Source organism: Blastocatellia bacterium, from assembly GCA_016713405.1.
In the GTDB taxonomy this organism is placed as follows: domain Bacteria; phylum Acidobacteriota; class Blastocatellia; order Chloracidobacteriales; family JADJPF01; genus JADJPF01.
On sequence record JADJPF010000012.1, the window covers coordinates 72510 to 98905 of the forward strand.

Annotated in this window: 17 protein-coding genes; 8 read left to right on the top strand and 9 right to left on the bottom strand. The window is 33.9% G+C overall.

Features of this window, described 5'->3' with window-relative positions; translation table 11 throughout:
• Window positions 1-2: 2 nt before the first annotated feature.
• Entirely contained in the window at window positions 3-1559 is a 1557-nt protein-coding gene (locus tag IPK14_15950; GenBank protein MBK7994813.1) for a hypothetical protein, read from the bottom strand.
• Between the two features lie 255 nt (window positions 1560-1814).
• Here IPK14_15950 and IPK14_15955 point away from each other — a divergent pair, with 255 nt between their 5' ends.
• Window positions 1815-2894 carry a hypothetical protein gene (locus tag IPK14_15955; GenBank protein MBK7994814.1) on the top strand — a complete coding sequence of 360 codons (1080 nt, stop codon included), beginning with the start codon at window positions 1815-1817 and terminating at the stop codon, window positions 2892-2894.
• 40 nt (window positions 2895-2934) lie between these two features.
• Here IPK14_15955 and IPK14_15960 read toward each other — a convergent pair whose 3' ends face one another.
• The 7 genes from IPK14_15960 to IPK14_15990 all read right to left on the bottom strand — a co-directional run bounded on the left by IPK14_15960 (window position 2935) and on the right by IPK14_15990 (window position 13208).
• Window positions 2935-3234 carry a DUF962 domain-containing protein gene (locus IPK14_15960; GenBank protein ID MBK7994815.1) on the bottom strand — a complete coding sequence of 100 codons (300 nt, stop codon included), beginning with the start codon at window positions 3232-3234 and terminating at the stop codon, window positions 2935-2937.
• Window positions 3235-3407: 173 nt separating this feature from the next.
• A complete protein-coding gene (locus IPK14_15965) occupies window positions 3408-4967 on the bottom strand; it encodes a hypothetical protein (protein MBK7994816.1) in 1560 nt (519 codons plus the stop codon).
• A 240-nt stretch (window positions 4968-5207) separates the two neighbouring features.
• Window positions 5208-7289, bottom strand: coding sequence for a sigma 54-interacting transcriptional regulator (locus IPK14_15970; protein MBK7994817.1), 2082 nt, complete (start codon window positions 7287-7289; stop codon window positions 5208-5210).
• 90 nt (window positions 7290-7379) lie between these two features.
• Window positions 7380-9176 (bottom strand): serine/threonine protein kinase, encoded by a 1797-nt coding sequence (locus tag IPK14_15975; GenBank protein MBK7994818.1) that lies wholly within the window; start codon window positions 9174-9176, stop codon window positions 7380-7382.
• Between the two features lie 224 nt (window positions 9177-9400).
• Window positions 9401-10039: a hypothetical protein gene (locus IPK14_15980; protein MBK7994819.1), complete on the bottom strand. Its 639-nt coding sequence runs from the start codon at window positions 10037-10039 to the stop codon at window positions 9401-9403.
• On the bottom strand, window positions 10039-10818 hold the full coding sequence (locus tag IPK14_15985) for a hypothetical protein (protein MBK7994820.1): 780 nt from the start codon (window positions 10816-10818) through the stop codon (window positions 10039-10041). The genes IPK14_15980 and IPK14_15985 overlap by 1 nt, the downstream gene beginning before the upstream one ends.
• A 122-nt stretch (window positions 10819-10940) precedes the next feature.
• Entirely contained in the window at window positions 10941-13208 is a 2268-nt protein-coding gene (locus IPK14_15990; protein MBK7994821.1) for a hypothetical protein, read from the bottom strand.
• A 416-nt stretch (window positions 13209-13624) separates the two neighbouring features.
• On the opposite strand from IPK14_15990, the gene IPK14_15995 reads away from it, so the two are divergent.
• Window positions 13625-16027, top strand: coding sequence for a hypothetical protein (locus IPK14_15995; protein ID MBK7994822.1), 2403 nt, complete (start codon window positions 13625-13627; stop codon window positions 16025-16027).
• 148 nt (window positions 16028-16175) lie between these two features.
• Complete coding sequence (gene polA / locus IPK14_16000; GenBank protein MBK7994823.1) at window positions 16176-18815, top strand: DNA polymerase I; 2640 nt, start codon at window positions 16176-16178, stop codon at window positions 18813-18815.
• 261 nt (window positions 18816-19076) lie between these two features.
• Here the strand turns inward: polA and IPK14_16005 are convergent, their stop codons facing one another.
• Window positions 19077-19802 (bottom strand): hypothetical protein, encoded by a 726-nt coding sequence (locus IPK14_16005; protein ID MBK7994824.1) that lies wholly within the window; start codon window positions 19800-19802, stop codon window positions 19077-19079.
• Between the two features lie 229 nt (window positions 19803-20031).
• Between IPK14_16005 and IPK14_16010 the strand changes: the two genes are divergently transcribed.
• The 5 genes from IPK14_16010 to hpnD all read left to right on the top strand — a co-directional run bounded on the left by IPK14_16010 (window position 20032) and on the right by hpnD (window position 26394).
• On the top strand, window positions 20032-20766 hold the full coding sequence (locus IPK14_16010; GenBank protein MBK7994825.1) for a hypothetical protein: 735 nt from the start codon (window positions 20032-20034) through the stop codon (window positions 20764-20766).
• 294 nt (window positions 20767-21060) lie between these two features.
• A complete protein-coding gene (locus IPK14_16015; GenBank protein ID MBK7994826.1) occupies window positions 21061-23634 on the top strand; it encodes a TonB-dependent receptor in 2574 nt (857 codons plus the stop codon).
• A gap of 119 nt (window positions 23635-23753) precedes the next feature.
• Complete coding sequence (gene ispH / locus IPK14_16020) at window positions 23754-24623, top strand: 4-hydroxy-3-methylbut-2-enyl diphosphate reductase (GenBank protein ID MBK7994827.1); 870 nt, start codon at window positions 23754-23756, stop codon at window positions 24621-24623.
• A gap of 4 nt (window positions 24624-24627) precedes the next feature.
• The gene (gene hpnC, locus IPK14_16025) at window positions 24628-25497 is read left to right on the top strand and encodes a squalene synthase HpnC (GenBank protein MBK7994828.1); all 870 of its coding nucleotides are present in this window, start codon (window positions 24628-24630) and stop codon (window positions 25495-25497) included.
• A gap of 36 nt (window positions 25498-25533) precedes the next feature.
• Entirely contained in the window at window positions 25534-26394 is an 861-nt protein-coding gene (gene hpnD, locus IPK14_16030; GenBank protein MBK7994829.1) for a presqualene diphosphate synthase HpnD, read from the top strand.
• Window positions 26395-26396 lie beyond the last annotated feature (2 nt).

The following is a 26396-nucleotide window of genomic DNA, read 5'->3' on the forward strand; positions in this document are numbered from 1 at the left end:
TTTTAATTTATAATTTTAGGTAGATAATAAATTCTTAATACTTCATCCTCGTAATAAATTTTAGTTTCTGGATGAAGTTTACGGTAGGTTTCACACAAGATTAAAGCTTGCTGCTCAAGGCTAGCACGACCTGCTAAAGAGCGATAATAACGATAAGTTGGGTCAGTTAATGTTGCAAAGGGAACTAAAAGAGGCTCACTATCAAAAACCATAAAAGGTTTTTTTTCTACAAAAATAAAAGTTTCTAATGTGCTAGATAGGTAAAAGTCAGGGTTTGCTGCTTTTTCCTGATTTTTTTCTACAAACTCGGCTAAGTCTTGATACCAACCCTTACCATAACTGCTAGCTAGTTGTTCAACGGGTGCAACAATTAGCCATTGTTTTTTAGGATATTGTTCAGAAATTTCTAAGGTTTTTCTTGCTGTAATATCATACTCTAAATATTGAAACTTAGGTACAGAAGGTAAAAATAAACTTGCTAAAATAATAAAAAATAAAACTAAAATAATTTCATTATATTTATTAGTAAATATTTTTATAAAATAATTAATTAATTGACAGAAAATGCTAACAAATAAAATTAAAGCAATTGGCAAAATAAAGATAAGTTCTTTAGGTAAAATTTGAGTAGGTTCTTTAACTATTGGTAAAATAACAAGGCTTGCTAATGAAAAGCTAAATATAAGTAGTGCTAAAGGGCGATAAACCAACAAAATAGCCATAGTTAAAAAAGTAGGAATTAGCAACAATGGAAAAGTTAAAGTTAACAAAAGTAGGCAAACAATGCTATTAAATAAGTTTTGCTTAAAGGTTAACTTCTGTCTTCCTTCTATGGCTTGACACCAAGAAATAATTGCTAAAAGTGAAAAAATTGTTGCTAAAGTCGTTTCTTCAGCAAACATTTGTTGAGTCATACTTTTTTCTAAATAATTATTTATTATTGATAAACAAGATGGTGAATTAGTAATTTTTTTATCAATAGGAAAAGAAAAAGTATAAGCACCTAAAATATAGCTAACAATTAACCCAATATTTTTTTGATTAGTTAATTGCCAAATAGTTAAAGCAAGCATAAAAACTAGAAAAATACCTAATATTGGAGAAAAGAATCTTATAGTTTGTAATGGATTAATTGCAGTTAGACTTGAAAGACTAGCAACTATACTAGAATAAAAAGTTATTTTTGAAGGTTGACCTAAAATTATTTGCCAAGATTCTAGTAAAGTTTGATAACTATCTGATCTAGCAAATCTTAATTCCTGCAATGGCTGAGAAAACCGAAAAATCAAGATAAATCCAAGCAGAGTAGCTATTGCTAAAACTGCTAAGGTAGTGTTAGGGTTAGAAAAATTAAATTTTCCTAGATTCGTAAATAATTTTAAGTAAGTTTCTTTTGATTTAGTTTTTAAGTATTCTGGAAAAGTTTTTGTAAAGCTACTAAATTCAACTAAATCAAGTAATTGCAGAAATTTGCTTGCTAAATAAGAACTAATAGAAGTTTGTGTTTGCCAAAAAGTATTTCTAAACCAAATTACAAAAGGCCAAAATAAATAACACAAAAGCAAAGTTAACCAGTTTAATATATTAAGATAGATTAAGAGGTGAACACCTAAAAAGATTACTAGTGTAGTATAAAGATAACCACTAATTAATTGTGTAAGAAAATTTTCTTTTTTAGATAATAGTTTTTTGGGTAGCCAAAAAAAAAGTAAGTAGAAAACAAATAGAACCCAAAAAGCTTGGAAAAAACTAATAAATTGCATTTTTCTAATAAGTTAATCAACCAAAATTTAATTTTTAGATTGTAACTTGCTATGTTTAATAAAGTAAAAATGTTTGCTACTAAAAGATGGATATTGATTACTTGGCTGCTAAGTCTAAGTTTATTAATAGCTTGTGTACAGGAAACTAAATCTACAACTAAATCTATAGTTGAAACAGACAATAAACAAATTCCTTTGCCACCTAAACTTGCTATTTATTATGGTTTTCCAAGTTTAGTTAATGGAGCAAAAGGGGATTTAGCAACGGCTACAAGTATTTTCTCTAGCTATGACATAGTAGTTTTTGGAGATGGACTAGAATTTAAAGACATTGTTTTAGGTCGTAAACCTCAAGGAGCAGGGCCGGTAGAGCATGAAAATACACGTCAGATAATTAGCCGACTCAGCCAGTCAGAAAAACAAACTCGTGTTTATGGCTATGTAGATTTAGGTAATTCCCAAAATTTATCTTTAGCAGAAATAGAAAACCGGGTGCGTCTTTGGGCTGATATGGGAGTAGTGGGAATTTTTCTAGATGAAGCAGGTTATGATTATGGCGTTAATCGTAGCCATCAAAATGCTGCTATAAAAGTGATTCGTAAATTTGGTTTAAGTGCTTTTCTAAATGCTTTTAACCTGCAAGATTTATTTGAGGCTAAAAGGGTTCCGCTTAATAAATTAGGTGGAGGAAATCCTGCTGGAGAAGCCTGTATTTTAGGTAGTAATGACCTAGTTTTACTTGAGTCTTTTCAAATTCGCAATGGGGAATTTGATGATACTTACCCATCAAAAATTGCAGAATCTATAAAATATCGAGAAATCTTTGGGACAAAAATCTTAGGTGTAACAACTGTATTACCAAATCAAGCTTTTGACCAAGCTAAACATGATTATGCTTGGTGGAGTGCAGCACTTTGGCAAATAGATGGATTTGGCTGGGGTGAGCCTAATTATTCTAGTTCAGATAATATGTTGCCTTTAAGAGAACTTCCTAAACTTCCCCAAAAAGGTTTAGGCAGCAGTTTTACTTCAGATGTAGTTAGTAAAAAAGCTAAATTTTTACGCAAAACTAATTTAGGAAAAATTGTTGTTAACGTAAAAACACACACAGGTAGTTTTGTAGAAAATTAATCTAGCAAAATAACGACTTATAGGATAGCTGTTTTATAAGTTATTTATTTTGCTGTGTTTGCGGTTTAGCTTCAATACCACTGCCAAAAACTTTTTTCAAAAACCAAAGAGGGCCGATCAATAGATAAATAGGGTTTGAGAAAAATGCAGGCATATTACCTTCAAAGCTATGACCAATAAATTGCAAAATCCAACCAACTATAAATAAAGTAAGCCCTAATTTCCAATTAAAAAAAACTACTACTAGTGAAATAACTATCATTGGGATACCAATAGTATGAGTAAGTTTATTAATTGGGTGTTGATGTTTTGCTTTATATTCTTCTACAAATGAAGCCATATTTATACACCTTTCTATTTCTGATATTTAATAATTGTGTTTATTAAGATTAATTGAAGTATTTCTTAGTATATGGGTGTTTAATTTTTGAGGCAAGAAAGAATTAAATTTTAAAAACTAAAAGGCCACTGGTAAAGTGGCCCCAAAAATCTACTAAGGAAAATTATTAATCTTTAGAATGAATTATCTAAAGCTAAAGAGCCTCGTAATTCTACAGAATTTCCATTTTCGTCAATTCCAAAGCCTTTATAAATTATTTCTCCAAACCAATCTTCAATAGAATGTCCTGTCATTCTTATGGACATACGATAACGTTCTGTCGCGTTAGGTGCTAGTCTTCTATCTAAAAAATTAGAAACTGCATCACTATTTCCTGAGTAACTGCTTTTATAAGCTGATGTAGAGTTCCAATTTATTCCAACGCCATTTAATTCTCTGACAACAAGGTCAAATTGATAAATATAACCATTACTAGTTTGTAAACGGGATTTATTAGCAATACTAAGTACTACTTTTGCTTTTTGTCGGCTTGGGTATTTAATCTCTGCTGTTGTTACAGAAGGTTCCCAAGTTCTAATTGGTGATTTTGCAGGACTTTTTGCTGTATTTTGATCCGCCACTTTTGGTTTATTAGTGGAAGAATTTGCTGAAGCTTCTTTGCTAGGCAAAGATGATGATTTGCTTTTTTCAACAACAGTTGATTTTTCATTAGTTGATTTTTGGTTTTTAGCAACAACTGGTTGTTTTGCACCAGAATTTACAGCCTCAACTTTAGTAGTTTTATTAGGATAACTAGTTTTAGATGGGTTGATTGTAGTTTTTGATTTAGCAGTTATGGTAGTTGTAGGCTTTTTATTAGGCTCAGATGATAAAGATTTATTACTAACATCTATCTTTTTAGGAGTAACATTAGTAGTTTTATCTTTTGAAGTTGTTGAATTTACAGGATTTGTTAAATCTGGAATAACTTGGCTATTATTTGTTGGCTCTGTTGGGCTTGCTAAAGGTTCTATAGTTTTATTTATTTCTTCCACCGTATTATTAACAGGTTTGTTTTCTGTAATAGTAGAAGTTTCTTCTGTATCAGCAGATACTTTTGCCCATTCTAAAGCATAAGGAAGGCTATAAGCAGCAAACCCTGCTATAGATAAAAGCACTATTAAGGCTAAGGCTACAAATAGTTTACGATCTGCTGAAGAAGAAAAATGACTTACAGCATATTTACCTAGAGTATCAAAAGGCAATACTGCCGGAGCCGTTAAATTTTTAGTTTCAATACTAGCTGATGGAGGGGTGTTTTCTAAATTTGAAGTAACAACAGTTTTTTCTGTTACAAAACTATTTGCCCCAGGGTTTTCTGACTCATTTAGTTTTGAACTAGTGATTTCTTCTAAAATATTAGCTACAACAGGTGACACATCAATAGATGATTCAAATCCACCTTTGTTATTAAGGGTTTTAACTTGTAGTTCAACACCATGTAAAGGACAATTTTGAGTAGCTAAAGGATAGAATTGATTACATAAATTACAAAAATTAGCTGTTGGATTAGCTTTTTGGCTGTAGGTTACTAACTCTAAATTATGAATAGGACAAGTAGTTTTATTAGGATAATTTATTCCACATTCTGGGCAAACAGTTAATAAAATGCCCGTTTGTAGTGTGGTTCCATCACGAGAACAATATTTCATATGATCAGAATAATTACGGTTACAAACAGGACAAGTTTTCATGTAACACTCCTAAGTATTACTAAAAAGTCATAGGTTAGCCGAAAGCTAGCCAACAATTGCTATGCCAAAAGAAGAATTATTTGGTTTTAATTAAATAATTTAAAATTAGTGCCATTAAAAGAGTTAATAAAACAATTAACTCTCTTAAAAATTTTGTTAGTAGAGATTCTTGACTAAGAAAAGAAGTTGCAAGAGAAATTTTTACACCAATTGGTGTAGAACTAGACTAAATGGGGTAGGTTATTTTTCTTTTTGATATTCTTCTAGCTTACGGTAAAGAGTTTTTCTTCCAATGCCTAACATATTAGCTGCACGAGATTTATCGCCTTGCGTGTAGGCTAGGGTTTGCTCAATCAAACGACGTTCTACTATTTCTATAGGCGTTCCTAATTCAATTTCTAATTTTAGTTTTTCGGTTGACTTTTCTGTTACTAATGATTGAAATGCTTCTATAGAAAGAAAGTCTGTTACTGTTAAAACGCGGCTTTTAGCTGAAATTGCTGCACGTTGAATTACTTTATCTAACTCTCGCACATTACCTGGCCAGTCATAAGCTTTTAAGAGTTGTAGTGCATCATCTGAAATTCCAGAAAAAGGTTTACCCGTATTTTTGCTATGTAACTCTAAAAAGTGCATTGCTAGGAGTGGAATATCTTCTTTTCTATCTCTTAAGGCTGGTAAACGGATTGGATAAACATTAAGACGATAGTAAAGATCTGCACGAAAACGCCCTCGTTCAATAGCTTCTTTTAGATCAACATTAGTTGCTGCAATAATCCTAACATCTACTTTAATTGTTTCATTTGCTCCTACACGAGTAAAAGTGCTGTCTTCTAATACTCTTAGAAGTTTTACTTGTGCTGCTGGACTAAGTTCACCTACTTCATCTAAAAATAAAGTACCAAAGTTTGCTTCTTCAAAAAGTCCAATACGACGATTACGAGCATCTGTAAAAGCACCTTTTTCATGTCCAAAAAGTTCTGATTCCATCAAACTTTCTGCAATTGCTCCACAATTTACTTTTACAAAAGGCCCTTCACGACGAGAAGAATTTTGTTGAATTAAAGTAGCTAATACTTCTTTTCCTGTTCCGGTTTCGCCTTCTAAAAGTACAGTGCTGTTAGTTTCAGCTACATCTAGTGCCATAGTAATGATTTGGCGAATTTTTTCGCTTGAACCTATCAGCATTTTATTAGCTTGTTGGCCTTTTAACTCTCGTCTTAGTTGTAAAACTTCTGTTGATAATTGCTCTCGTTCCATAGCAATAGCAATTTGGCTAGCAATACCTTCAGCTAGCTTTACTTCAAAATCTGTAAATGCTCGGCTAGCTTCTGACCAAATCAGAGCTAAAATTCCTAAAACTCGCTCATTAATTAAAAGAGGAACTATTAAAGCTGCTTGGCCTATAAAAAGTTTTTGTAAGTAAAATTTAGAAATTTCTGTTGTGTCTGTATCTTGTATTACTAAAGTTCGCTTATCTGCAAAAGAACGTTTTAGTAAAGGGTAGTCATTTAGTGGTAAAGGAATAAGGCTTTTACTAAAAAATGAAGTTACTCGATCTGCTGTTGCAGGGCTAACTGCATCAAAATAGATTTGTTTAGCGGAATCTAGCAAACCTAAACAACCAAAATCTGCTTTAAGAAGCGATAAAGATCTTTTTACTGTATGTGCTGTTATTGTAGATAGATCTCGTTGTACATTTATATCATTAGCAATTTCTAGTAAAACTTTATTAATTTCAGCTTCTTTTTCTTTTTCTTGATAAATACGAGTGTATTGATAGCCTACAGCAATTAATCTTGCAATGGATTCCACAAATTCTATTTCATCTTTTACCCAACTACGGACAAATTGACATTGGTGAAAGCCTAGAAAGCCTAAAGGTTCACTAGCTAAACTGATTGGGACTACTAAGAGTGAACGAGTTTGCACTTTTTCTGTTATTTGGCGGAAAAGAAAATTATTAGAGTTTTGTGTATCATTGATTGCAATAGGTGCTGTTAATTTAATAGAACGGCTTAAACTCTGGAAATCTACAGGTAAGCTTAAGCCTAAAGAAGAAGCAACAGAATTGTCAGCACGATATTCATGACCAATTTTTAATTCTGCATCTTTACGTAAGACCATTATATCACAACGGTCTACTCCCATCATTTTACCTAATTCAGTTACCGTAGCTTGTAGAAATTTATCTAAGTCAATAGCTTTATTAATTTCTGGGTTAATTCTTTCTAGTATTCGCTCTCGTGCTGCATACATTTGTAGTTTGCGCTCATAAAGCTGTAATGTTCGCTCAATAGATAAGCTTGGTTCGGCTGACACTAATTTTTCCTCCCTAGAAAACCTACTAACTTTTGATATTTAGCGATTACAGCAAAGAACAAAGAACAAAGAAAACTTAATTAGTAAAAATTAGATTAAAAATCCTACTTTACCTTTAGATTTAACACGTTGTTGTAGTAACAAGCAACACACAATAATCAACGCACGCATTCCAAACCAGGCTATAGGAGGGGCTAAGTTTGTATCCCCACTAAACTTAAATATTATTCCTACTAAAAGAGGGAAAATTATGATTACTACTAATAGTAAACTAGCAAAGTTAAACATCCTACCTAAAGGAATACTATTACGATATGATGGGAGTGTATCTGGAATAAGCACAGAAATATTAAAAACAATTACTGTAAGAATTACCATAGAACTCATTAAAGGTTCAATAGGTATAGATATCCTTTGGCTGATACTTGCAGATAAAGGATCAATATGTTCAAAAATATTAACCATTCCTAAAGTAGCTAAAGTAGCTAAAACAGCTAGAAAGGCATTTAAGTAAGATAATTCTGCTGGTTGGTTAGGAATAGAACGATAGTAAACACTATCAGCCACTTCACTTGTAGATGCTGATCCAATGGGTTTTTTAGCAATGGGTTTTGTAGAAGGTTTAGCTTTTGCTAATTCTACATCTTCTTTTCTTTGTAATGTTGCTTTTAAGTTAAAATCTCCAGAAGCAGCACTAAAGGATTGTGACCATTCTAAATAACCTTTTAAGATAACTCTAGCTTGGTGGGTTCCAGCCGTTAGACCTTTGATTACTAATTTTCCTTCCGGGCCTGTACGTCCACGATATTCATCATCAATATAAACCTCACAAGCAGGTGGGATAGTCTGCATAATAACATTAAGTTTTTGTGCTTCAGGAGTTAAATAAACACTCATTGCTGATTCAAAATCTTCAGCAAATTCAGAAATACTTTGATATCGTAAATTTGGTTTTTCGCTAGCGTTTTTAAGACTACTTTCTCTAATTTTTTCTGGAATTTCTCCTTTGATGCTTCGTAGTGGAGGAGGTTCTTTTAATAAATGTGCGCTTAGTATCGCAGTTAAAGAACTTCCCTTAAATGGAACCTCTCCTGTTAACATATGATAAAGAATTACACCTAAGCTATATATATCAGAACGTTCATCAACACTACTGGCTTCTTCACATTGTTCTGGCGACATATAGAGAGGAGAACCTACTAAACCTCCTTCTTGTAAATCTGCGCCTCGACCAACAGCACTATTAATAAAGCGTGCTAATCCAAAATCTACTACTTTAGCTAGCTCATTATCCATAGCTTTGCTGTCTTCAGGCTCATCATTAAGTGGGATAAGTACCTTAAAATCATCTTGAGGGTTAGAAATTGTAGTTAGCATTATATTAGAAGGTTTTAGATCTCTATGAACCATATGTAAACGATGAGCAGCCCCAACACCAGCTAAGACTTGCTTAAAAATTTTATAGGTTCTTTCTGGAGACATTGCACCATGTTTACGTAATTCTTCACTTAGGCTTTTGCCTTCAATATATTCCATTACGTAGTAAAATAGTTTATCTGATGTTACTCCAAAATCTGTAATTGCCACTACACTAGGATGTTGAATTGCAGCAGCGGCTTGGGCTTCTTGAAGAAAACGCTCTTTAGCTTGAGGATCACGGCTAGCAAATTCTGGCAAAACAGTTTTAATAGCAAAAGGGCGGTTAAGATGGACATGTTTAGCTCGGTAAACTGCTCCCATACCTCCACGACCAATGCAGGTTTCTAATAAATACTTAGTGTCGAGTACACGACTACCAGCAAACGAATCTATTAAGGGTTGGTTATCTTTAGGACAAGTTTTTACATCATCTTCAAAACAACTATTACAATAGGCACACTCCTTCATCCGTCTGCCTCCACAAGTGTAAAATATTAGTAAGCTTATAAATTGTGCCTGCTTAATCTGCTTTTTAAGTTGCCTATTTTAACATAAGTTTAACAATGGTACAGCTAAGATATCTCTTTTGTATAACGGATAAAACTTCTTTGACAATATTAATTTAGAACTGTTTGTAATAGCTTAAGCTACATTATAATATTACCTAAGCTATTACAATATCAATAAAATACTTAGCGTAGAAATTCATCTTTTAAAGAGTTATACGCTGAGTTAAATTCTTCTAAAACAGGTTGTAAAGTTTTAGGATCACCAGTTGCTAAGGCTTTGTCAAGTTTAGAACAAGCATTTAGCATTGCTTTTGCTAGCTCAGGCTTAGGTAAAGGTGTTTGACTATTTAAGTTAGACATTAAATCGTAAGAAGGTTTTATTGTTTGGCGCACATTTTCCATTAAAGCTTTTTGCTGTTCTGGACTATGAGAAGTTTTTAATTCTTCTCCAAATAAACGTAATCGGTCATTGATTGCTTTAGCTTGTCTAGCAAAATTTACAGGAGCAGTCCTATTGTTTATATATGCTTGAGGGTTTTTCTTATATTCTTCGATTTGCTTTAACTGCTCTGGAGTAAGTTTTCCTGCTAGTTGAGGAGGTAATTTAGAAGTAAGATCTGATTTTGAAAGATCTGGTGTTGTAGAAGGTTGTGGAGTAGGTTCATTTGTAGAATTAGCTTCAGGACTAGAAGTAGCATTAGGTTGAGGGCTAGAAGTAGTATTAGGTTGAGGACTATTTGTAGGTTGAGGGTTATTTGAATTATTACAACCTATACTAAGTAAAGATAATAGTAATAAAGAAAAAAACACGGATTTATACATCATCGTTTTCCTATCGCAGTAAGTAAGTTTTTTACGTCTATTTCTGATAAAGTAATAATGTTTTTTCCTGTTTTAGGAAAGAAACTAGTTACACGTCCTTCACTAGTTAAACCTACTGAAACACGGATATTGCTTTTATCAGGTAGTTGTAAGTTAAAGTCAAAAAATTTAAAGTCTGAGCCTGTTTTGGCTGGGTTAGGCAAATAAATACTTTGTTTATTGTTTTCTATAGCTTTTTGTAAATAGCTATATAATTCTTCAATTGTTGTTCCTGAGGGCCACCAGCTATTTTTCCCTTTTATATCTGTGCTATCAAAATAATCCATTAAATGACGAGCCGCAAAATGAGAACGGTCATAAGCTGTCCAAAAAACATCTTGTTTTGGATTACCAACAGATAATTCAGTAGTTTTAGGATAACGATCCTTTAATAAGTTAGGATCATTACGCTTATTCCTATTATTTTTTAATTCTTTACTTGATAAAGTAGATTTAACTAGTTTTAGTGCTTCGGCCTGTTCTTGGCTACTAGCAGATTTGCGCCCTAAAACTATTTCTATTGCATTATAAGTGTTTGTTGCTTGATTTGTAGGGGTTTTAGTTGTTTTTGTAGCTTGCTCAGAAGTTTCACTTGATTTGTCAGTTTTAGAGGTTTTAGTAGTTTCAACAGCCTTTTTGTTTTCTTTGTTTTCTTTGTTTTCCTTATTGTTAGCTGTTTCACAACTATCAAATAAAACTAAGTTAAGTGCTAGAAATGTGCTTAAAATAAGTTTGAGCATAAAAAATTATCTCGAAATAAATTTGTTGCTAATAAATATTAAACAAGCAAAAACAGGTGTGCAAGTTAAACACTCGCACACCTGCTAGATCTTGTCAGATTTTAGAACATCTTTCGCTTGTTTTAAGCTTTACCAATAGCACCTAAGAGTTTTCTGGCTTCACTATCAGAGAAGTTAGTTACACCAGGGCCAGATAAAGCAAAGAAGCTAGTAATACGACCATCGCTTTGAATTCCAACAGAAACTCTAATATCTTTGTTTTCTGGCAATTCAAATTCAAAGTACTTAAATCCTGGGCCTGTAGATCCTGCTCTAGGTAGCTCTATTTGTTTACCATAAGTTGTAGCAATTGTTTCAAGGTATCTATTTATATCTTGAATACTTGTTCCAGCAGGCCAGAATCCGTTCTTAGCTTTAATATCAGCAGTGTCAAAATGCTCTGATGTGTGACGTGCTAAGAAGTGTAGGTTATCATAAGCATTCCAAAATACTTTCTTATCACCATTAGCACCTACAACAAGCTCTTTATCTTTAGGGAACTTATCATTAAGTAATGTTGGATCAGTACGACGGCTACGAGTATTGTTTAGTTCTTTGGTGACAAATTCTTGTTTTAATACTTCTGTGGCAGCAGATTTTTCTGCTTCGGTTGCTGGCTTACGACCAAGTATTACATCAACTGCATTGGAAAAAGCTGCTGCTTTACCCGGAGTAGGTGTTGGAGTAGGTGTTGGGCCTGGGGTAGGTACTGGAGTAGGTGTTGGTGTTGGCCCGTTAGCTTTCTTAAGTTCTTCAAGTATTTGTTGACTGCTAAGTTTAGCAATACGGGTTTGATCTGCTGCTCCAAGGCCAGCTAGCTTATCAAAAGCATCTTGTGGTAGGCCATCAATCTTGCGAGCAAAAGCACGCTCATTATCAGCATTACCTGCTGCAAGTTCGCCTAATAAACCATCATTAAGTTTAGCCATTCTAACAGCAGCACTATCAGTAATTTGGCGCATTGTGCTACCAGCAAAACCTATTTGGGTTAATCTTTCTCGGGCTGCTGCTACATCACCACCTGGTGTAGGGGTTGGAGTGGGGGTTGGTGTAGGAGTTGGTGCTGGGGTTTTCTTCTTAATTTCTTCAATGATTTGATCGCCAGCTAATTTAGCAATTCTGCTTTGTTCGCCTGGTTCTAAGGCTTTTAATTTATCAAATGTATCTTGTGGTAAAGCGTCCATCTTACGAGCAAAAGCACGCTCATTGTCAGCGTTACCTGCTGCAAGTTCACGTAATAGATTATCATTAAGTCCTGCCATTCTAACAGCAGAGCTATCAGTAATTTGGCGCATTGTGCTACCAGCAAAACCTATTTGGGTTAATCTTTCTCGGGCTGCTGCTATATCGGCTCCTGGGGTTGGAGTTGGAGTTGGAGTTGGAGTAGGTGTAGGTGTAGGAACTGGTGCTGGTGTAGCTTTACTTAATTCGGTAAGTATTTGTTGACTACTAAGTTTAGCAATACGTGTTTGGTCAGCTTCAGGAAGACCAACTAGTTTATCAAGCGCATCTTGTGGTAATCCATCAATTTTACGAGCAAAAGCACGTTCATTGTCAGCACCGCCTCTAGCAAGTTCGCCTAATAGATTATCATTAAGCTTGGACATTTTAACAGCAGCACTATCAGTAATTTGACGCATTGTGCTACCAGCAAAACCTATTTGGGTTAATCTTTCTCGGGCTGTTGCAATTTCATTATTTGCATTGCCACCTGGAGCAGGAGTTGGTGTAGTTGGGGTTGGTTGGCTAGGAACAGGAGTTGGTTCTGTACGTCCTTGATCAGGTTGTGGAGTAGGTGCTGGTGTGGATGGTTCGCTAGATTGTTGGCCTTGGCGTAAGGCTTGAATCATTGATTTCATTAAATCAATAATTTGCGTAAAAGTGTCTAAGATTTTATTTAATGTGTCTAAAGTTGGGTTGCTTGCAACTGCATCACTGGTTTGATTAATAGGTCTTCCAATCATGTCACGTTCTTCACGAGTACCGTTATTGATTATTTGTTGAGCAGTCGCTAAAGAATTTTCTGTTCTTGCTTGTCGAATACCATCAGTTTGTTTAGCAGCATTAGAAATTTGAGCTATTGAGCGATTAAGGGCTTCAGGAGAATTTTTAGCACTAGTGCTTAAGAGTCCAGCTAGCTGTTGTTGACGGATAGAACTTCCTAAACTAACACGTGAACGAGCAAATTGGCCGGCTAAACGTTGTGCCTGGCCTGGATCTGGCATTGATAATATTGGACTTGAATCAGATTTAACACTTTTTTGTTCACTTTTACCTTGAAAAGTGTCTAATTGCTTCATTAAATCATTAACTTGAGCAGCACTATCATTTTGTACGTTTCTTATCGACATTTAAGCTTCCCTTTCCTTTTACCAGTATTTAATTGGTAGCACCAACTTAAAATATTAAAATATTAAGAAAAAAATTATGAATGGATATTCATTCAGTTATCAGTTTGCTCTAAATAAATGTTGCGATATTTTATGAAAGATTTAACTATTTTAGTAGTTTTAGCGTGTAAAATTTTTTTACATTAAGTAAATAGCTGTAATTTTTGGATAAATCCTAAAAAATTTTTGCTAAATCTGGAAAAATTTTTATGAAGAAAAAAGTTTTTTAGGAATATATTTTACAAAAGCACAACAAATTTATTGAAATACTAAAATTTCTAATCAATTTAGTCACCAAAATTTTTTATTTATCGCCAAAAGATTTATTTAACTTGAGATCAAAATTTTCAATTAAAAACTTTTAAGGGAGAAAAGTTATGGCAGTCAATAACATAAGTAATAATAATATTAATAGAATTGATACTAACAATAATGCTACTGAGAATAAAGCAGCAGAAAAACAAGGTTCTTTAGCTGGCTTAAAAGTACAAAAAGAAGAAGCTAATGGAACAAAGCCTTTGTCAGTTGCTAAAGCACAGCAAAAACAAGCAGAAGAAGTTTACAACCAACGCTGCGCCCCTATGAAAAGAGGGACAGGAGCGTTAAAAAACAATAACACTAGCACAAGTGCAAAACCTACTCCTACTCCTATAACCGACCCTGCTAACACCTTAAAACAACAAATCAACAGCAGCCAAATTACACGAGGTAACAATAATCAAGTTAATAATTTACTAAATAGGAATTTTAACCTTTCTAATGATTCTGTTGCTAATGGTGCTACAACAACAACCCGTAATGCTGCTGGACAAACCACTAGTTCAAGAGTTGCTTTTGAAAACGGAAAAGGCGCAGTAACTTTATTTGATAACAATGGAAGTTTTCCCCCATCTAGCACTGCAACTTTACCTAGAAGTGTATTTGATAAAGAAGGAATACTTTCTTTTTATAGAAATTCCAACACTTTAACAAATGATCAAAAACAATTTATACAAAATATCTATAAACAAGATTTAACATCAAGAGCTAATTATCAAGCTAATGTAAATAACCTTGCTAAAAATCTTACTGATATTTCTAATGACCCTGGAAAGCTTTCTGAAACTTCCCGTCGAGAAGTAAATGATGCTTTAAGCAGTTTGCGTAGTGCTTATGACACACTTTCAGACCCAAATGCAGCAGCACCAGACCCCCGCGAACTTTATCGTAATGTTGCTGAAGCTTACCGTGCGTTAAAAAATGACCCTGCTGCTTCACAAGATAAAGTTAATGATGGACTTAATATTTTAAGTATTGGTGCTTCTAATTATGAACTAAATCGCTTACCAGTAGGAAATAACCCTCAACTACCAGCAGCCCCAACAGCCGATGCAAATGCAGCAGGAGCAGCCAGACTAGCAGCAGCTAAAGGTCAGTTTGATGTAAATCGTAATAAACCTTTGTCAGATGCTCAAGCTAAACCTGAACAAGTTTTTGGCAACCAAGTCAACGATTTCTTAAAATCTATTGGAGCAGGAAATGTTGATCCTAAGAAAATTTCTTTCCAAGTAAATTCTGCTGACCAACTTCAAGCTATCCAAGCTAGCTTACCAGATGGAAGACAACTTACAGCACTTTTTGCTGGTGGAATTATTAATGCTGCTAATGCAAAAGTTGCTTTTTCTGGTATAGCAGCAACAAATAACACTACAAATAACACTAATGTAAAACCTGCACCAATAACCCCAACCGCGCCAACTGCACCAACCGCCCCAGCAACACCAAATGCTGCTGATGCTATAAGAGCCTTAAAACAACAAATTGCTACTAGTAAAACTGCTAAAGGCGACGACAACCAAGTAAATAATGTATTGCGCAACAACTTAAACTTACCAGCAGATGCTTTTAATGGTGCTTCTACCAGAACAACCCGCACTGCTGGAGGCCAAACCGCTAATTCTACAGTTACTTTTGATGGTAATAGAGGATCAGTAACATTATTTAATAATAATGGAAGTTTTCCTCCATCAAGCACAGCAACTTTACCTAGAACCGTATTTGATGGACGAGGAATTCTTTCTTTCTACAAAGAAGCTAATAGCTTAACTGATGCTCAAAAGAAATTTGTACAAAATATTTATGCTCAAGACTTAACTTCACGCGCTAACTTCCAAGCTAATGTGGGCAATTTAGCTAAAAACTTAACCGATATTGCTAATGATGATCGTAATTTGTCGGCTGATACACGTAGAGAAGTAAAAGATGCTCTAAACAGCTTACGTAAAGCTTATGATACACTTTCAGATCCAAAAGCACCATCACCAGACCCACGCGAACTTTATGGTAATGTTGCTGAAGCTTACCGAGCATTAAAGAATGATGAAGCTGCTCCACAAGGAAAAGTTAATACAGGTTTAAGAATTTTAAGCATTGGGACTTCTAACTATGAGCTAAACCGGTTGCCAGTAGGAAACAATCCTCAACTACCACCAGCACCAGCAGCCGAAGCAAACGCAGCAGGAGCCGCTAGACTAGCAGCAGCCAAAGGTCAATTTGATGCCAACCGTAATAAACCAGTGTCAGATGCTCAAGCTAAACCTGAACAAGTTTTTGGCAACCAAGTTGATGATTTTTTAAAATCCCTTGGAATTAAAGCAGATGCCAGCAAAATAGCTTTCCAAGTAAATTCTGCTGACCAACTCCAAGCTATTCAAACTAGACTTGCTGATGGAAGAAGACTAACCGTTTTATTTAATGGTGGAATGATCAATGCTGCTAATGCAAAGGTAGCCTTTAGATAAACCCTTTAAACCAACTTATCATTAATATAATAAAGTGGTAGAAATAATTTGTTTCTACCGCTTTATTGTTTTGGAATCAATTTCTAAGAAAGCTTGATGGAAAAAGGAATATAGCTAGAGTCTAAAGGTTTATTTTTTAGGGGGACTAATGAGCAAACCAAAACTCTTTTTAATTGATGGAATGGCGCATCTTTATCGGTCTTTTTTTGCTATTCGCCAACTTGCTAATAGCAAAGGACTTCCTACTAATGCCGTGTTTGGCTTTACAATGCTTCTACGTAAGCTAATGAAGGAAGATAAGCCAGATTATTGGGCTGTTTGTTGGGACACCATAGAACCTACTTTTAGACATCAACTTTATCCTGAATATAAAGCTCAAAGAGCGGCAATTCCTGATGATTTGCCCCCACAAATTGAGTATGTAGCAAAGGTTTGCGAAGCCTTAAATATTCCTGCTATTAAAAAGCCTGGTTATGAAGCTGATGATATTATTGGGACTTTTGCGGTAAAAGGGGCTGCCGCAGGTCTGCAAGTTGTTATATTGACTAGTGATAAGGACATGGGACAGCTAGTTAATGAAAATGTTTCTATAATGAGGTTAGAGAAGGGAAGCTATGTTTTAAACGATACTGAAGGTGTAAAAAAATGGCTAGGTGTACGTCCTGATCAAGTTATAGATTACCTTAGTTTAGTTGGAGATAGCTCAGATAATGTTCCTGGAGTGCCTGGAATTGGTGAAAAAGGGGCTAGCGGACTACTAGCAGAATTTGACTCTTTAGATAATTTGATTGCTAATGCTGAAAAAGTTTCACGTAAATCTTATAGGGAAGCTCTACTTACACAAGCGGACAAGGCTAAACTTGCTCGGCAATTAGTTACTATTGATACAAATGTTCCAGTAGAATTTGACCTATCAAAATTACGTAGATTAGAGCCTAATAACAAAGCAGCTTTTGAGATTTTTTCAGAGTTAGAATTTAGAGCTTTAACACAGGAATTTGCTGTTATAGAGCCTGAAAACTTGTTTTCAACCGTAGACAATAATAGCAGTGTAATAGAAAACTTGCATTATCAACAAATTACTAGTCCAACAGAGCTAAAAAGCTTTTTAGATAAACTTTGGGCAAGTGATGAATTTGCTTTTTCTTTGGAAATGACTGCAAATAATGAAAAAGTTGACAAAATTTCTTTTTCACTTTCTCCAACAAATGCTTACAAAATTGACTTTAGCCAAGCTTCGTTAGATTACCAAGAAACTTTGCTAGCTCTAAAAGATATTTGGGAAAATGGCTTTTTAGCAAAAAGAGTTCATGATAGCAAAAATATCTTAAATATACTTAATCAAATTTATGGGAATTTATCAGGGCAAGTTAAGCTAGAAAATATTGTGGTAGATATTTTATTAGCAGCATATTTGCTTAATCCTGAAGAGAATCGCTATAGTTTAACTGATTTAGCACAAGAATATTTAGGGATAAGTCCAGAAAATTTTTCTCAATTTGATAAAGCAGATTTAGTAAATCGTCTGACTATAACTTTGCATAACAAATTAAAAACAATGGGTTTAGAAGATCTATATCATAGATTTGAACTTCCATTAGTTGAAATTATTTATGATATGGAGCAGACAGGAATTAAGCTTGACCTCCAAATATTAGAAGAGTTATCAAAAGAGTTTGAGGAAGAAATAAAGCGTCTTTCTCAAGAAATTTACTCATTAGCAGGGGAAGAATTTAATATTAATTCGCCAGCACAACTAGCTAATATATTTGAAAAACTTAATATTGCTGTTTCACGAAAGACTAAAACCGGCAAAGTTTCAACAAGTGCTGATGTATTGGAAGAATTAGCCGCTAACTATGAACTGCCTAAAAAGATTATTGATTACAGAGAAGTAGCTAAACTAAAAAACACTTATATTGATGCTCTACCAAAATTAATTAATGTAAAAACTGGTAGGATACATACTACAATGAATCAAGTAGGCACGGCTACAGGAAGACTTTCATCTATTAATCCTAATTTACAAAATATTCCTGTACGTTCTGAACTTGGTCGCAAAATCCGACGAGCTTTTGTAGCTGAAGAAGGACACGTTTTACTTTCTGCTGATTATTCGCAAATTGAGCTAAGGTTACTTGCTCATATTGCCAAAGACGAAAAAATGACAGAAGCCTTTAAGAATGGTGAGGATATTCACACTAAAACGGCTAAAGAAGTTTTTGGGGCTAAAACTGAGGAAGAGTTAAAAAACAAACGTCGTCTAGCAAAAGCTACTAATTTTGGTATTGCTTATGGAGTTGGGGCTTTTGGTCTAGCTCAGCGTGTAGGAATTAGCAGAAGTGAAGCAAAAGAAGCTATAGCAAATTACTATACTACTTATACAGGTATTCGTCATTATATGGAAGAAATACCTAGAAAAGGCAGAGAGCAAGATGGCATTGTTAGGACTTTATTTGGACGTATTCGCAGATTAACCGACCTAAATAATAAAAATCATAACCTTCAAGCTAGGGCTGAACGAGAAGCTATCAATGCACCTATTCAAGGAACGGCAGCAGATTTAGTAAAACTAGCTATGATTAATGTTTACAAACGCTTAAAAGCAGAAAACTTAAAAGCTAAAATGTTGCTTCAAGTTCATGATGAGTTACTTTTATCTGTGCCAGAAAGTGAAATAGAAAAAGTAAAAGAAATAGTAAAAAATGAAATGGAGCAAGTATATTCTTTAGATGTACCTTTAGTTGCTGAAGTACACACAGGAAAAAACTGGTTAGAATTAAAATAATATAAATATAAAAACAAAATTAGAGAGAAGTAAATGCACTGTAAACTAAGAAATATTATATTCTTAAATCTAAAGCTCCAACAGGGTAATAGATATATAGACTAAGGTTTTAACCCTATATGCGCCAACTTAAGAAATTCAAAAAATAGTAACTTACTTAGTTTACAGTGTAATTAGGCTATAGTTATATTGTCTTTTCAGAGCTTAAGCCTCACTAATGCTATTTTATTTAAGTTACACTTTATTTAATATGCTGGGCTACTAGAATTGTATTTCTGCTATTGAATGGCTGTCAGGTGAATAGATTAGTAGTCGTCTTGGAGTCTGTTGCACTTCTATTTGACTAGGTGATTTTACTGGAAAAGCTTCTTGAGGAATAGACAAGCCAATTGGAAGTTTTTCATTAAAACGAGGTGTTAAAAGAATAGGTAACTGGCTTTTAGTTGTATTTAATCTTAGAAACAAGTAAATAGATGGAATAAAAATCACTGTATAATTATCTATTAAATTTAAGTATGCAGCACTTGATGAAGGGCAGACACTTACTAATTGATGATGAGTATCTTTGTCTTCGGCCCAAAGCAAAATTCCATTAGCTTGATCGGTTAATTGAAGCAATCTACAACGGAAACGAGTTCCACTACTTATCCAAGGAAATAGTGATAAATCTTCTGTGAAATTAGGGGCAAATAATTTGCCAAATAAAGCCGAAGGACTATCTAGTTTTAAGTTAGGGAACTTTTTTTGTGCTGCGGCTAGAAAAATAACTAAAAGATCTGGGCTATAAGATATTGCAATATTAGCTAATAAAATCCTAAAAATTTTATCATCTAATGTATTAGGTAGAATGCCTTGTTCAAGGTCAACAATAATTTGATTAGATATTTGAAATAATTGGCTATATTCTGTAATTGATAGTCGCAAAAGGTTTCGTGTACCTTGCAGCACATCAGCTAAAGTTTTCTCTGGCTCACTAAATGTTGTCATAAATAGTTAAAAGATAAGGATAAAATCCCAGAATAAGCAACTAATTACTAGCTTAAATAATTCTTTTGATAACACTCTAAGCTATTTTGATTAACCAATAAGAGAAAAATTATATAAAATCCCTACCTTAGCAGATAGTCAATCTGGCAACACTCTAAATTAATTACACATCTTAGGCTCAGACTTTAGTTATTAAAATACTAAATTGATGAGCAATAAAAGGCTCTCTATGACAAATGTAGCAATTTTTGCTGCTAGTGATTTGGAATATAATTTGGTAAAAGCGATTTTAAGTGATTGGAAAGCGATAAATTATCAAAACCAATTGTTAGGCGGACAAGGGTTTTGTGGAAATACTTTAGTGGAGCTTTTTTGTACTAAAATGGGGCCAAAAAACGCTACTCAACAAGCTAAAATAGCTTTAGATAATACTAAAGCTAAAATTGTGATAATAACTGGACTTGCTGGCGGTTTATCCCAAGAATGTCAACAAGGAGATTTGGTTATTTATAAAAATTGCTATTTTCTTCCATCTGATAATGCTAGCTTAGATTCTCCTATTAATTGTGATCAAAAATTAACATCTTTAATTATAAATACTTTACAATCTAATAGCTTAACAATTCATCAAGGCGATGGGATTACTTTACCTTGGGTAGTTTGTAAAGCAGATCAAAAAAAATCTCTAGCTAAAAACTATAAAACTATTGCTGTTGATATGGAAAGCTACCAAATTCTAAGTGCAGCAAAAGAAAAAGCTTTGCCCGCTACGGTTTTACGGGTAATTAGTGATGATGCAAGTGGAGATCTACCAAATGTTAATTTAGCTATGAATGAAATGGCGGAAGTTAATAACCTTAAAATGCTGGTAGAACTAGCTAAACATCCCATTTTAGCAGCTAGATTTCTACTTAATCTAAAAAAATCTATTTCTGTACTAAAAGATTGTTTACCAAAATATTGAACCAAAGTTTTCAGGAGGTGTTGGAGTAGTTAGTAGTCTAGTCTTAATACTAACTATAACTAAATAAAAAGGTTATAAGTTATTTTTGTGACAACTAGCTTTTCTGTTTAGCTTTTCTAATTACTAAATTTTTGTTAACATAGCTCGTTGTTCATTTAAAAAATTACTTAAAATAATAACATTAGTATTTTTTTAATAATGAATGCGTAATAAGATTATTTATAATCATTTAACAAATTAACTCTAATCACTACGCATCAAACATAAACACTTAATTAAACAGGTATAGGCATTATGAATAGTAGTAATATAACTAGTAAAAAAACAAAAAAAAATTGGTCAAAATATACTCGTGTTTTTGCTAGCTTTTGTTTGCTAGCAATAGCTTTTCCCGTTAGCGAAATATCTTTTCCATCTAACAGCGTTTATGCTCAACAAGTAGAAAATGGTGTTTTAAGTATTGAAATATTGGACTCTAAAGGTAGTCCGCTATCAGGAGCAATAATTAAGGTTTTTACGGTAATTAATAATAGTGATCAACAAGTAGGCGAAAAAGTCACAGATGCTAAAGGTTTAGTACAATTTCCAGGTCTTGCTCAAGCTAAATATAGACTAGAAATCACTGCTGATAACCACGAACCTTATGTTGAAGATAATGTAGAAATTGTTGGTGGAATGATGGGACGCGCTTCTATTCAACTATCAGAAAAACTTTCTCCTGTTGGTATTGAAGTAGAAGTTAAAGCTGAGTCTGATAACCCAATAGAAAAATTAGATCAACCTGCTGGGGAACTAAAATTACAACAAATTAAAATGATTCCTGCCTTAAGTCGTGATTTTGACGCTACATTAGGCACAATTCCAAATGTTATCCGTCCTCCTGATGGCAAAGTGAGTATCAAAGGTTCACGTGAAAATCAAAGTGCATTGTTGATAAATGGTGCTGATGGTAGTGATCCTGCTACAGGAGATTTTACTAAAAATATTCCTTTAGAGTCTATTGGACAAATTAAAGTTTATACCAATCCTTATTTGCCTGAATATGGACGTTTTACAGGCGGTGTTACTAAAGTAGAAACTCGTCGTGGAGGAGATAAATTTAAGTTTGATTTTACAGACTTTTTTCCTGAACCTAGGTTTAGAGGTGGTCAACTTTTTGGATTTAGCAATGTTTCACCAAGACTACATTTAGAAGGGCCCATTGTAAAAAATCGAGCGTATTTTTCTCAGGGGCTTGAAGTAAGTATAGATAAAAAACCTGTTCGAGGACTAGCTTCTCCAATTAATGAAATTAAGCGACAAGTATTCCGTAGTTTTACTCAGTTAGATTTTATTCTTAATCCACAACATACACTAACAACTACAGTAAATTTTTCCACTAAAAGATTACAACACATTGGACTAGACTTTTTTAACCCTCAAGTAGTATCTCCTAATCAAAATGGTAATGATTTTACTATAGGTTTAGTTGACCGAATCACTTTATCAAATGGTTCTCTGCTTGAAACTTTATTTCAATATAAACGCATTAATTCAGAAGTAGCAGGCAAGGGAAATGACTTAATGATTTTTAGTCCTTTAAGACGTGATGGAAATTATTTTCATCGTGAAAACCGAATTACGGAACGTTACCAATTGTCAGTCACTAATACTTTTGCACCTCAACAAACTGGTTCTGGCACACATAATGTTAAAATAGGAGTAGACTTAAATTATTTAGGCTCTGATAGTGATATTACTGATAATAATGTTAATATAGTTCGTTTAGATGGAACAAAAACACAAACAATTCAATATTTTACACTTGGTGCAGTAAGATCCGCAAATGCACAAGTAGCAGCTTTTGCCCAAGATCAATGGTTAATAAAACGTAATTTTAGTTTTGATTATGGGCTAAGAGTTGAGGCCCAAAGAGCAGCCGCGACTATTAATGTAATGCCACGTCTAGCAATGGCTTATTCGCCTGGAAATAGTGGAAATACAGTCTTAAAAGCTGCTGCTGGGCTATTTTATGATAAATTGCCTCTAAACATATTAAGTTTTCGTGATAGACCTCAACAGTTAATCACTAACTTTGCCGCTGATGGACAAACTGTAGTTGGTAGTCCAACCTTGTTTCTTAACCTATTAGGCCCAACACCAAATAGTAAAGTAAATACTGGAAGCGAATTTTCTGCACCACGAAACTTAACTTTTAATTTAGAAGTAAACCAAAAAATTACTCCCAACACATTGTTAAAAGTTGCTTACCTGCAAAGCCGTACAGATAATGATTTTTTTGTTTCTCCAACACAAGAAAATGGTGTTAATGCTATAAAGCTTTTTAATAATGGACGAAATCGCTATCGCTCACTAGAAATTACAACTAACTTTAAGTTACCAAAGGAAAACGCCTTTTCCTTTTCCTATATTCGTAGTCGTGCTACAGGGGAGTTAAATGACTTTAATACTTACTATGGTGATTTTCCTGACCCAATTTTAAGACCAAATGAATTTGGACGCTTACCAATAGATGCTCCTAATAGAATTTTAGCTAATGGAACATTTAAGCTTCCTCTTCGATTTACAGTTTCACCTTTGCTAGATATTCATACAGGTTTTCCTTATTCAATTAGAGATGAAGCACAGAATTTTGTTGGGCCACGTAATAGCGTAAGATTCCCACGTTTTGCTTCTTTAGATATGGCTATTAGCAAAGATATAAGGGTTCGTGACAAGTATGATGCTCAATTTACCTTAAGTTTATTTAATGTGACTAACCACTTTAACCCAAGAAATATCAAGGCTAATCAAGCTGATCCTGGCTTTGGGACATTTTTTGCTAGTTATCGTAGGTTTTACCGGCTAGATTTTGCTTTTATGTGGTAGGTAGCTATTGGCACTCGACTATTGCACCCAATTTTGTTTTAACATTAAAATTGGGTGTAATTTTCTATTTAATAAATAATAAATTTTTTTCTGGTAGCTGTTAGCAAGGAGGCTTTGCGGTGAAAATTATTGTAGCAAAAACGGCTGGATTTTGTTGGGGCGTAAGCCGTGCAATTGATTTAGTGATGAAAGCAGCTAATGATGGTAATTCTCCTATTTATACCGATGGTGCTTTAATTCATAACCCCCAAGTATTAAAAGTCTTAGAACAAAGTGATATTCATGTTTCTGGTAATATAGATAATATTACTGATGGAACAATTGCTATTCGCGCTCATGGAATTACTCCACAAAGACGAATACACTTAAAGGAAAAGGGCTTAAAAATAGTTGATGCTACTTGTCCTCATGTTGGTGGAATACAAGGAATTGTTAAAAAACACACTCATGACGGTTATAGCATTATTATTGTAGGTGAAAGAGGGCATCCAGAAGTAATTGGGCTACTTGGATTTACTCAAGGACGAGGTTATTTAATTGATGCTGATGAAGATTTAGAAAATTTGCCTGCCTTGCCGCCAGATAAAGTTTGTATTGTTGCCCAAAGTACCCAAAGCCGCGCTCGCTTACATGAAGTAACAGAAAAAATTCGTCAGATTTATCCAGAAGCTTTAATGTTTGATACTCTTTGTGATGTCACCGCAGATCGTCAAGATGAAATTCTAGATATGGCAAAAGAAGTTGATCTAATGATTGTTGTTGGTGGAAAAAATAGTGGTAATACTCAAAGAATGGCTGAACTTTCCCGCGAAGCAGGAGTAGATACTTTCCATATTGAAACAGAAGATGAACTTTCTCTATCAGATATAAATGGACATAAAATCGTAGGTTTAACAGCCGGAGCCTCAACGCCTGATTGGATGATTAAACGTGTTTATCAAAGATTAGAAGAAATGGCCCAAGAACTAGCTAGTCCAGTTGCAGTTTAATTTAATGTCAAAAACTTCTCTTAAAACTGTAGATTTAGAGTCTCACACTTGGACACTTGCCGAGTCTTATGGGCATTGTCAAAAGATTGCTACAGGCCATTATGAAAATCTTCCTGTAGGCTCTATTTTAGTTCCTCGCACGCAACGGCCTCATTTTTATAGTAATTATGCTTTTGCTCGTGGTGCAGATGATTTTGCTGATGAAGGAAATTTATCAGCTTCAGAAAGATTAGCAAATTTAGAAAATTGGCGGGATCTTCTTATACAATGTCAAAAACAGGATGTTAACCATCCTGTTTTTACTGCTTTAGCAGAAACTATTAAAGTCTGCCAACTTCCCTTACAACTTTTTCATGATTTAATTGATGCTTTTGTTTGGGACGTTAAACACTCTCGCCACACTACATTTAATGATCTATTAGAATATAGCCGCTGTTCAGCTAACCCTGTTGGAAGATTGATTTTATTGCTTTTTGGATATAAAGAAAAAAAGCTTCATCAAATGTCTGATAATATTTGCACTGCTTTACAACTAACTAATTTTTGGCAAGATGTTGTAGTTGATTTAGCTAAAGATCGCATTTATATACCTCAAGAAGAGCAAAAGAAATTTGGCTATAGTGAAACTGACCTTCACAATAAGCTTTATAATGAAAATTATGTTAGGATGATGCAGTCTCTAGCTGAACGTACAGAAAGCTTATTTTTACAAGGTAAACCGCTTTGTCGTTCTGTTGGCGGACGCTTAGGAATAGAATTAAGGCTAGTTTGGTTAGGTGGTAGCAGTTTACTAAAAGCATTACAAGAACAAAAATTTAATGTTTTTGTTCATCGTCCAACAATAAAAACAAGCACAAAAGTAAAATTCTGCTAAAAGCTTTTATTTCAAAAACTTTCTAATATTCTTTATATGTCTAATACAACTATTGAACGTGCTGCCCAATCAGCAGAACTAATTACACGTCAATCAAATACTAATTTTTATTACTCATTTTTGTTTTTGCCAAAACCTAAACGTCAGGCAATAGAAACTGTCTATGCTTTTTGTCGTCTAGTTGATGATATTGTAGATGGAGACTTAAAAGTTGATAATGCACAAACAGAGCTTGCTTTTTGGAGAGTAGAAATTCAAAAATGTTTTACAGGCACTCCTAATACTACTTTAGGGAAATCACTTCAACAAGTTCTTAAGTATTGCTCAATAAAAGAAGAATATTTTCAAGACTTAATTACTGGCATGGAAATGGACTTAAATAAATGCCGTTATCGTAATTTTGCAGAGCTAGAACGCTATTGCTATCACGTTGCTAGTGTTATTGGGCTAATGTGTATTGAAATTTTTGGCTATCAAGACCCTTCTACTAAAGAATATGCTATAAATTTAGGCAAAGCCTTACAATTAGTTAATATTATTAGAGACTTAAAAGAAGATGCTCAACGTGATCGGGTCTATTTACCTCAAGATGAACTTAAAGATTTTGGTTATAGTGAAACTAATTTATTAAGTAATATTTATAGTAATGAATTTATTGCTTTAATGGAGTATCAAAGCAAGCGTGCAGAAAGTTTTTTTGAAAAAGCTAGAACAACACTTAGTTTAATAGATAAAAAAAATATGTTTGCAGCAGAAATTATGGGACAGATTTATCATAGGATTTTAGAAAAAATAATTTCTGCTCGTTATAATGTGTTTGATCAGCGTATAAGACTAAATACTTGGGAAAAAGCTACAGTGTCCATTAGCACATGGACAAAATGCCGTTGGAGTTAAAT